8 protein-coding genes are annotated in these 9,186 nt (G+C 66.3%); 3 read left to right on the top strand and 5 right to left on the bottom strand.

What is annotated here, in order from left to right; translation table 11 throughout:
• Nucleotides 1-762, bottom strand: a 762-nt coding sequence (locus H3V53_RS30620; RefSeq protein WP_336601061.1) for an AsmA family protein, incomplete at its 3' end; no start/stop codon positions are given.
• 153 nt (nucleotides 763-915) lie between these two features.
• Between H3V53_RS30620 and H3V53_RS30615 the strand changes: the two genes are divergently transcribed.
• Nucleotides 916-1,632 (top strand): ABC transporter ATP-binding protein, encoded by a 717-nt coding sequence (locus tag H3V53_RS30615; protein ID WP_336601060.1) that lies wholly within the window; start codon nucleotides 916-918, stop codon nucleotides 1,630-1,632.
• Entirely contained in the window at nucleotides 1,629-2,435 is an 807-nt protein-coding gene (locus H3V53_RS30610; RefSeq protein ID WP_336601059.1) for an ABC transporter permease, read from the top strand. Before H3V53_RS30615 ends, H3V53_RS30610 begins: the two co-directional genes overlap by 4 nt.
• Before the next feature lie 210 nt (nucleotides 2,436-2,645).
• Here H3V53_RS30610 and H3V53_RS30605 read toward each other — a convergent pair whose 3' ends face one another.
• Together H3V53_RS30605 and H3V53_RS30600 are read right to left on the bottom strand one after the other, a co-directional pair.
• Nucleotides 2,646-3,212: a DUF6013 family protein gene (locus tag H3V53_RS30605; protein ID WP_336601058.1), complete on the bottom strand. Its 567-nt coding sequence runs from the start codon at nucleotides 3,210-3,212 to the stop codon at nucleotides 2,646-2,648.
• 402 nt (nucleotides 3,213-3,614) lie between these two features.
• Nucleotides 3,615-4,631, bottom strand: a complete 1,017-nt coding sequence (locus tag H3V53_RS30600; protein ID WP_336601057.1) for a zinc-binding alcohol dehydrogenase family protein — start codon at nucleotides 4,629-4,631, stop codon at nucleotides 3,615-3,617.
• 227 nt (nucleotides 4,632-4,858) lie between these two features.
• Here H3V53_RS30600 and H3V53_RS30595 point away from each other — a divergent pair, with 227 nt between their 5' ends.
• Nucleotides 4,859-5,824 (top strand): LysR substrate-binding domain-containing protein, encoded by a 966-nt coding sequence (locus H3V53_RS30595; RefSeq protein ID WP_054926738.1) that lies wholly within the window; start codon nucleotides 4,859-4,861, stop codon nucleotides 5,822-5,824.
• Between the two features lie 22 nt (nucleotides 5,825-5,846).
• Here the strand turns inward: H3V53_RS30595 and H3V53_RS30590 are convergent, their stop codons facing one another.
• Both H3V53_RS30590 and ligD read right to left on the bottom strand, forming a co-directional pair.
• Entirely contained in the window at nucleotides 5,847-6,161 is a 315-nt protein-coding gene (locus H3V53_RS30590) for a hypothetical protein (RefSeq protein ID WP_054926741.1), read from the bottom strand.
• A gap of 88 nt (nucleotides 6,162-6,249) precedes the next feature.
• On the bottom strand, nucleotides 6,250-9,174 hold the full coding sequence (gene ligD / locus H3V53_RS30585) for a DNA ligase D (protein WP_336601056.1): 2,925 nt from the start codon (nucleotides 9,172-9,174) through the stop codon (nucleotides 6,250-6,252).
• Nucleotides 9,175-9,186: the final 12 nt, after the last annotated feature.

The following is a 9,186-nucleotide window of genomic DNA, read 5'->3' as shown; positions in this document are numbered from 1 at the left end:
CGCCGACGCCACCGGCACGCCCGGCGCGGTGGCGCCCGACGCCCCGGAAGCCGCAGTCGCCTGCGCCTGGGCCGTCAGTTGCTTCGCGCCCTGCTTGCCTACCACGTCCGCCGACGATTTGCGCGACGCTCCTTCCTGCTGCCTGATCGCTTCGCCGATGGGGATTGGCTGGCCGAGCGTATCGACGACGGCCTGCATCTCGATCTTCTTCTGCTGGTCGGAAAGCGCGATAGTGCCTTTGTTCAACGCGATGTCGTGCAGGTCGAGCTTCCACTCCGACGGCCTCGCCGACGACTTCAGCTTGAACGTCCAGTTATTGCGCCCGTCGAGCAGCCGTTCGAGATCCACGGACGGATTCACGACATTGATCGTCGGAATCACGATGTCGTGCGTGATCAGCGGCAGCACCTTGACCTGAAAATTGATTTCGTCGAGCGTGGCGAAGTGCTTCTGCTTCGTCCAGTCGGGATTCGCGACCGTGACGTTTTGCGCGGAGAAACGCGGCCACGGCACCCACGCGCGCCAGCCCGTCTCGCCGACGGAATGCCGCCAGCCCACCTTCAGATCGCCTTCGATTGCGAACGGACGCCCGATCGCCTCGCTGACCTTGTCGTTCACGTAGGGCCGCGCGCGATTCCAGTCGAACGTCACAACGAACACCGCCAGCGCCGTGATCAGAATCAGCAGCACGACTACCAGCCACGCGAGAACCTTCCCTATCGATTTGCCGACCGACCCGCTTGCCGAATGCAGCACAGCCATGAGTGCTCCGGAGAAAATACCTGCCTCGATAGTCAGGCGAGCATGCACTGTGCCCGCGTCTGAGCCTCTCCACGCCTCTCTCCACGCCCTCTACGGCTTCGCTATGATGATGCGCTGCGACGAACATCCATTCTTATGCCCCACGACACGAACATGACAGACCGGCCCCTCGTCGATGCCACCGACATCGTGCGGCGCGACGCAACGCGCGGACAAACGCTGCTGCACGCCACGCGCATCGCGATCCGCGCCGGCGAGCGCATCTCGATCACAGGTCCGTCGGGCTCGGGCAAGAGCGTGTTCATGCGCGCACTTGCGCTGCTCGATCCGCTCGATGGCGGCGAGGTGCGATGGCGCGGCAAGCGCATCGCGCGCGCGGCCATTCCTCGCTACCGCCGCCATGTCGCCTATATCCGCCAGCGGCCCGCGCTGCTCGACGGCACCGTCGAAGACAATTTGCGCTATCCGTACACGCTGCGCGCGTATCGCGACGTGCGCTTCGACCGCGCGCAAGCGGCAGCGCTCGCGTCGCAGGCAGGACGCGCCGCCGACTTTCTCGAGCGGCGCGCGAGCGAGCTGTCAGGCGGCGAAGCGCAGATCGCCGCGCTCATCCGCGTGCTGCAGCTCGCGCCCGACGTGCTGCTGCTCGACGAGCCGACGGCCTCGCTCGACCCCGAATCGGCGCTGGCGATCGAAGGTCTCGTGCGCGCGTGGTTCGACGCCGCGCCGCATGCGCGTGCGTGGCTGTGGGTCTCGCACGATCTCGCGCAGGCGGCGCGCGTCTCCAGCCGTCATCTGACGATGCGCGCGGGCGTGCTCGACGACACGCCGCCAGGCGCGCTCACTCCCGCCACGGAGGCCCGCTCATGACCTTGCAGAATCTCAGTCTGTGGGACGTCGCGCTCGCGGCGCTCCTGATCGTCGTGAACGGCGCGGTGTCGCTGCTGCTCAAGCTCGATCTCGAACGCAAGCTCGCGTGGGCGGCCGTGCGCACGGTCGTCCAGCTGCTCGCGATCGGCTATGTGCTCGCGTGGGTCTTCGCGTACGACCGCTGGTACGTGGTGCTGCCGTTGATGATCTTGATGACGCTGATCGCGGGCTTTGCGGGCGCGGGACGCGGCACGCTCACCTATGCCGGGCAGCGCGCGGACAGCATCCTGTCGATCTGGGCGAGCGCGTGGCTCGTCGCGGCCGTCGGCCTGTTCGCGGTGATCCGCATCCGGCCGTGGTACGAGCCGCAATATGCGATCCCCATTCTCGGCATGATTCTCGGCAATACGCTGACGGGCGTGTCGCTCGGCATCGAGCGAATGACGGAGGAACTGACGGCGCGGCGCGACCGCGTCGACATGGCGCTCGCGCTCGGCGCGACGCGCTGGGAAGCGGCACAGGGCCCCGCGCGCCAGGCCGTGCGTGCGGGCATGATTCCGACGCTCAACCAGATGGCCGTGGTCGGCGTCGTCAGCCTGCCGGGGATGATGACGGGCCAGGTGCTCGCCGGGCAATCGCCGCTGCAGGCCGTGCGCTACCAGATCGTCATCATGTTCCTGATTGCCGCGTCGTCTGCGCTCGGGACGGTGGGCGCGGTGCTGCTGACATATCGGCGGCTGTTTTCGCCGGAGCACCGGTTTCTCGCCTCGCGGCTCATCGAGCGCGGCTCGGGCCGCGGCTAGCTGCTCAACCTGTCGTGCCCGTCGAGTCGGCGCTCGCGCAACTCGCCGCGGTGCGCCGGCGTGATGTCGCATGTGCCGGCCCAACTGTTGACGCATGTGCGCCGAACGCAGGCAGATATGCCGCAATTCCGGCCTCGCACGCGGCGCGCGCGTCAGCCCGCCCCGTCACGCCGCACGAAATACGCGACAAGCATGCGCTCAGCGCGCGCACTACCGCTTCGCCGATACCGACACCTGCGAGCCGTCCGACAGCGTCAGCGTCTTGACGCTGCCGTTGGTCGGCATCGTAAAGCGCAGCACCTGGCTCACGCTTGCGTAGTTCGGGCACTTGAGCGACTTGCCGTCTTTCGACACCGCTTTTGTGCCCTTTGGTGTTTGCGCCTGGAAGTTCATCTGCACGGTCGCGGTGCCGTCTTTCGCGACGACGGGCGCGAATCGGATCTGAGTCTGGCGGATCATGGCGCCGTTTGCATCGAGTGGCAGCGACGACAGGTCGGGACAGTCGGCATCGGCCGCGACGGGGCCGCCAGGCGGCACGGTCTTCCACGTGAAGTCGTCGGACTCGCCGGAGCGGATCGTGCGCGTTTCCTGCGAATTGCCGAACTGCTTCGACGTGACCTTGACGGTATAGCGGATCGGGCCGTCCGTGGCTGCCTGCGACGTCACGGTGATGGGCGTCGCCGCGCGCGCGGGCGTGGCCCACGCGGCGAGCGCGAGCGTTGCGCATGCGAGAGAAGCAACAACAGAAACGGCGGGAAGTTTGACGCTGATGCTCATACTGTCACCTCGTTGTTGTGCTGCCGCGCGGCCATGCATTTGCGATCGCGCCGATGGGCGCGCAGCGGTTTTTTTGCATGATGCAGGTGAAGTCTAACGCCAGTGTGTGTTGTCGTTGTGTTTATGGCTTGGTGAAGGCATGCGCGTTTACGCCTAGGCGGCGTGAGCGGTGATGGTTTTTCGTCCGGCAGCGCGAGGCTTTTGTCCCGCTTTGCGGCGCGGGCGGTTGAGTGCTCACCTCAAATGCGCATTGCATCCGCGCTGCGAGTGCGCGGCGCACCGCTGCCCGGATGCAAGTGCAACGAGAAAACCCCAGAAGCGCCTGCGTCGGGAGCCGCGGCCGCGCATGCGTGCGTAAAGTTAGACACGCACGGCGAGCCTCGCGCCGCAGGCACTCGACCATCAAAATCCCGTCAGCACCAGCTTGCCGATCGCGCGCCCCTCTTCGAGCAGCCGATGCGCGCGACGCAGATTCTCCGCATTGATCTTGCCGAGATTCTCGCCGACCGTCGTGCGCAAGACCCCCGCGTCGATCAGACGCGCGACCTCCGTCAGCAGTTTGTGCTGCTCGATCATGTCGGGCGTACCGAACATCGAGCGCGTGAACATGAATTCCCAATGGAACGCCGCGCTCTTCGCCTTCAGCAGTTCGACAGGTACAGGCTTTTCGTTCTCGACGATCGTCGCAATGCCGCCCTGCGGCTTGATGACGGCGGCGGCCGCCGGAAAGTGCCGGTCGGTGTCGTTGAAGATCAGCACGTAATCGACCTGCTCGAAGCCCAGCGCCTTCAGCTGCGCGGGCATGTCGCCGAAATGGTCGACGATATGATCCGCGCCGAGGTCCTTCGCCCACTTCGCCGAGGCGGGGCGCGAGGCCGTCGCGATCACCGTCAGCTTCGCCAGTTGCTTCGCGAGCTGGATGCCGACCGAGCCGACACCGCCTGCGCCGCCGACGATCAGCACCGACTTGCCCGCGTCCTCGCCCTGCGGCGACACGCCAAGGCGCGCGAACAGCGCTTCCCACGCAGTGATCGCCGTGAGCGGCAGCGCGGCCGCGTGCGTGAAATCGAGCGACGCCGGCTTGCGGCCGACGATCCGCTCGTCGACGAGATGAAACTCGCTGTTCGCGCCGGGCCGCGTGATGCTGCCCGCATAGAACACGGGGTCCCCCGCCTTGAAGAGCGTCACGTCGGGACCGACGGCCTCGACGGTGCCCGCGGCGTCCCAGCCCAGCACGCGCGGCGTCTTTTCGACGGTGTCCTTCGGCGCGCGCACCTTGTAGTCGACGGGGTTCACGGAAATCGCTTCGACCTTCACGAGGATGTCGTGACCGGTCGGCTGTGGCTTGTCGATCTCGATATCGACGAGCGAATCGGGGTTGTCGATAGGGAGATAACGGGTCAGGCCGATGGCTTTCATGATGGCTCCTTGATTCGCGAAAAGTCTGCAATGGGATTCGGAAACGGTCGGCAGGTTTGCCGTTCGCGGGCTGGTCCTTCCAAGACGCCGCGCCGATCGCGTTGACTGAACTGTAGAAAATTCTTTACCCTCTGAAAACAATCCAAATGACTGAAACATCTTCTGGATTTTCCGAATAATCGCGCGTTGTCCGCAAACTCGTCCGCAAACCCGTCCGAAATCCGTCAATGAGCCAGCTTCTCTCCCCTTCCGCCGACGAGCGCGATCGTCTCGACCTGCTCGACGTGTCGCTGTTCGTGCGTGCCGCACTGCTGGCGAACGTGTCGGCGGCGGGACGCGAGTTCGGGCTGTCGCCCGCCGTCGCGAGCGCGCGCATCGCCAATCTCGAACGGCTGCTCGGCGCGCGGCTGCTGCACCGCACGACGCGCCGCGTCAGTCTCACGCAGGAGGGCGAGGTCTTCATGGCCCGCGCCGAGACACTGCTCGATGCGGCGGCCGCGGCGCGCGCGTCGGTCGGGCGCGGCCAGGCGGAGCCGCAGGGACGGCTGCGCGTGTCGATGCCGTCGTCGTTCGGACGACAGCATGTGTCGCCTGTGATCGCGCAGTTTTTGCGCCGCTATCCGGGCGTGAGCGTCGATCTGCGGCTCACCGACAAGATCGTCGATCTCGTCGATGCCGGCGTCGACGTCGGCATCCGGCTCGGCGCGCTGAAGGATTCCTCGCTGGTCGCGCGGCGGCTCGCGACGAACCGGCGCGTGATCTGCTGCGCGCCGTCGTATCTCGCCGAACGCGGTGCGCCGCATCATCCGTCCGATCTCGCGCAGCACGAATGCGTGATCCTCGCCGATCAGCGCGACTGGTCGTTCGTTACACCGGCCGGGCCGCTTTCCGTGCGCGTCGGCGGCCGGCTCGCAACGGACAATGGCGAAGTGATCCGCGACGCGCTGCTGGCGGGTTTCGGCATTGCGTTGAAATCGACGTGGGACGTCGCGCCCTATCTGCGCAGCGGCGAACTGGTGAGCGTGCTCGATTCGTATCCGCTCGCGGAAACGGTCGCGATCTGGGCGGTGTATCCGTCGCGCGCGTTCGTGCCGCCGAAGACCGTCGCGTTCATCGACTTTCTCGCCGCGCACTTCGGTGATCCGCCGTATTGGGACCATCGGGACGCCGCGCGCGGCGACGCATCGCGCTGACACGTCAAGCCGCGCTATAGGTTTATTCGTGTTCGTCGCCGGAATCGTCGGAATTGCGGTTGACGTTCGCGTCATTCTGCGTGCGGGCCTGATAGTCGCCGCCGCCGCGCCGGTCGGTGTCTTCGAGACCGCGTTCGAGATCGCGATGCGCCTGCTTGCCCACACCGCGCGGCGCGTGCTCGTCCTGCGACCCCGTGCTCTGGTCGGCCTCATGCGGCAACGGCGCGGCCTGCTCGCCGAACGGGCGCTTGCGCACGTTGGATTGATCGTCGCCTTGCGGGCGTGAGCCCTGTTGTTCGTGCTCGTCGCCCGTTGCGTGCTGCTGTGACGTTTTCATGCTCATCTCCCTGATGGGAAAGCGCTCGCGCCCTCCCGTTGAGTGTGCGCGTTGAGTTTGCGCCTTGAGTTGCGCCGATTGGCGCCGTTCAATCGTGCTCCGCTGTAGCGAGCCTGCGCTGCATCGCAGCCGTGATGCGCTGCTTGGTCTTTGCGTAATCGGCCCACGGATCGTTTGTCAGCGAGTCGAGCCGTTCGTGTACGTTCGAGATGTTCCATTGATCGCCGGCCGTGGTGTTGGGCACTTCGTCCCAATCGAGCGGCACCGACACGCCGAGCCCCGGCCGCGCGCGTAGCGAATACGCGCAGACGGTGCTCGAACCCCGGTTGTTGCGCAGATAGTCGACGAAAATCTTGCCCTTGCGGTTCTGCGCGCCCATCTTGGCCGCGAAGTGCTTCGGCAGCGCCGTCGCCATATGCTGCGCGACGGCCTGGGAGAACGCCTTGACCTCGTCCCAGCCGAGCTGCTTCGCAATCGGCACGACGACATGAAAGCCCTTGCCGCCGCTCGTCTTGCAGAACGACTTGAGCCCGAGTTCGTCGAGCAGTTCGCGCGTCAGTTGCGCCGCCTCGACCATCCGCTTCCAGCCGAGCGCCGGATCGGGATCGAGATCGAACACCATGCGGTCGGGCTTCTCGATGTTCGCGGCCACCGCGTTCCATGTGTGCAGTTCGATCGTGCCCATCTGCGCCGCGCCGACGAGCGCCGCCTGGCTTTCGATCGTCAGCAGCGGCGGATGGTCCGGGTCCAGCCCCGGATGCTGCGTGATGTTCGGAATCGCCAGCTTCTGGCTGTGCTTCTGGAAGAACAGTTCGCCGCCGATGTCTTCGGGTGCCCGCACGAGCGCAACCGGACGGTCTTTCAGATACGGCAGCATCCACGGCGCAACCGATGCGTAGTACTCGGCAAGCGCGATCTTTTGCACACCCGTGCTCTTGTCGATCACGCGATCGGGATGCGAGATGCGCACGCCCGCGACCGTCGCGGTTCCCGCCTTGCCGGCAGACTTCGCCGACGTTTTCGCCGGCGCTCTCTCCGGCGCTTGAACTGCGCCCGCCGCGCCTCGTGCCGCGCGTTTTGTCGCGGCCTTTGCCGGTGCGGCGTCTGGCACGTCCGCCGCCTTCGACGCGCGCTTTTTCGCCGCCGACGGTTTCGCTTTCGCCTGCTCGGCGCCCGGCTCCCGCGCTAGCTCCTGTGTCATCTGTTGCACGTCGGCTCCTTTGCGTGGTGTTTCGTGGACGATCTGCTTCGGGGACTTGTCGTTGCGCAAGCCGACGAACGACGCCTGCCGCACGATGCCGTCGCTCGTCCATTCCGCGAAATTGCATTCGGCGACGAGTTCCGGCTTCACCCAGTGCACGCGCGTGCGGCTGCGCTCGCGCGGCTCGCTCGCGAACGGCATCGTTGCCGATTCGCGCGCGTCGAGCTCCTTGCGGATCGCGCGCAGCCTGGCCGCGTCGAAGCCCGTGCCGACGCGCCCCGCGTACTGCAGCGCGCCCTTCGTGTCGTACACGCCGAGCAGCAGCGCCCCGAAGGCTTCGCGGCTGCCGGCGGGCTCCGTAAAGCCGCCGATCACGAATTCCTGGCGGCGCCTGCACTTGAGCTTGATCCATGCGGGCGAGCGGCCCGACACGTAGAGACTGTCGCGCCGTTTGCCGATGATGCCTTCGAGGTTCATGTCGCATGCGCTTTTGAGCAGGTCGTCGGCGGCGAAGCCGAAGTCGGCGGAAAAACGCAGCGTGTCGTCGGCGGCCGTTTCGAGCAGCGCATGCAGGATCGCGCGGCGCTGTTCAAGCGGCACGCCGCGCAGGTCGTAGCCGTTCAGATAGGGCAGATCGAACAGATAGAGCGTGATGTCCTGCGGGCGGTTCGCGTCGAACGCGTTTTGGAGCGCCTGGAAGTCCGGTACGCCATGGCTGTCGAGCACGACGGCCTCGCCGTCGAGCCACGCGCTGTCGACGGCGATGCGCGCAATCGCCTGCACCTGTTGCCGGAATTTCGCGGTCCAGTCGTTGCCCGCGCGCGTGAAGATTTTCACGGGCGGCTTTGCCTCATGGTCGATGCGCGCCAGCACGCGATAGCCGTCGAACTTGATCTCGTAGAGCCAGTTGTCGCCGCCGGGCGCGCTGTCGACGAGCGTGGCGAGTTGCGGCTTCAGCGTCTCGGGCAAGGCCGCTGCCACCGCGCCTTCTATCGACGGATGAGCGGCCAGCTCGCGCAACGATTCCGCGTTGCGCGTCGCGACGATGTCGGGACGGTCGGCGGGCGTGCCTTTTGCCTTGCGCGACGCGGCGGCTTTCGTCGCCTTGATCGACGTGTTGGCGCGTTCTTCCTTCGTCGTTCCCTTCATCGTTCCCTTCGCCGCAGCAGACTTGCCCGCGCCGTTGTCGCGCGCGCCCGGCGCATCGGACAACACGCTGCCCTGCCGCGCTTCGAGCACGTCGAAATCGGCTTCGCTGCGGGCGTCGTCGTCGCGTTCCTTGATGAGGAGCCACTGCTCTTTGTCGCCGCTGCCGCGCATGTGGCTGCGCACGAGCGTCCAGCCGCCGTGCAGCTTCTCGCCGTTCAGCTGGAACTTGAGCTTGCCCGCCGCGTACGCTTCGCGCGCGCCCGCTTCGCCGCCTGCGGGCTCCCACGTGCCGCGATCCCAGACGATCACCGAGCCCGCGCCATAGTTGCCCTCCGGAATCTCGCCTTCGAACGAGCCATATTCGAGGGGATGATCTTCGACGTGCACGGCAAGCCGTTTGACGGACGGATCGAGGCTCGGCCCCTTAGGCACGGCCCATGACTTGAGCGTGCCGTCAAGCTCGAGCCGAAAGTCGTAGTGCAGGCGCCGGGCGTCGTGTTCCTGGATCACGAACGACAGGCCGTCACGCGCCGCGCCCTTGCGCGGCACGCGCTTCGCGCCCGAGGTGGTGGTTGCGCGCCTGGTGCGCGCGGCGATGCCCGACGGCTCCGGCGTATCGTCGAAGCGGCGTTTGCGGTGATAGGTCTCGAGCTTGTCCGTCATATGCGCTTCCCG

Source organism: Paraburkholderia bengalensis (assembly GCF_037126505.1).
GTDB classification, from domain to species: Bacteria; Pseudomonadota; Gammaproteobacteria; order Burkholderiales; family Burkholderiaceae; genus Paraburkholderia; species Paraburkholderia bengalensis.
This window is presented reverse-complemented; position numbering and strand designations above follow the sequence as displayed.

Excerpts from the sequence above, each read along its gene's own strand:
- H3V53_RS30615 (WP_336601060.1), top strand. The coding sequence starts at position 916 with ATGACAGACCGGCCCCTCGTCGATGCCACCGACATCGTGCGGCGCGAC.
- H3V53_RS30610 (WP_336601059.1), top strand. The coding sequence starts at position 1,629 with ATGACCTTGCAGAATCTCAGTCTGTGGGACGTCGCGCTCGCGGCGCTC.
- H3V53_RS30605 (WP_336601058.1), bottom strand. The coding sequence starts at position 3,212 with ATGAGCATCAGCGTCAAACTTCCCGCCGTTTCTGTTGTTGCTTCTCTC.
- H3V53_RS30600 (WP_336601057.1), bottom strand. The coding sequence starts at position 4,631 with ATGAAAGCCATCGGCCTGACCCGTTATCTCCCTATCGACAACCCCGAT.
- H3V53_RS30595 (WP_054926738.1), top strand. The coding sequence starts at position 4,859 with ATGAGCCAGCTTCTCTCCCCTTCCGCCGACGAGCGCGATCGTCTCGAC.
- H3V53_RS30590 (WP_054926741.1), bottom strand. The coding sequence starts at position 6,161 with ATGAAAACGTCACAGCAGCACGCAACGGGCGACGAGCACGAACAACAG.
- ligD (WP_336601056.1), bottom strand. The coding sequence starts at position 9,174 with ATGACGGACAAGCTCGAGACCTATCACCGCAAACGCCGCTTCGACGAT.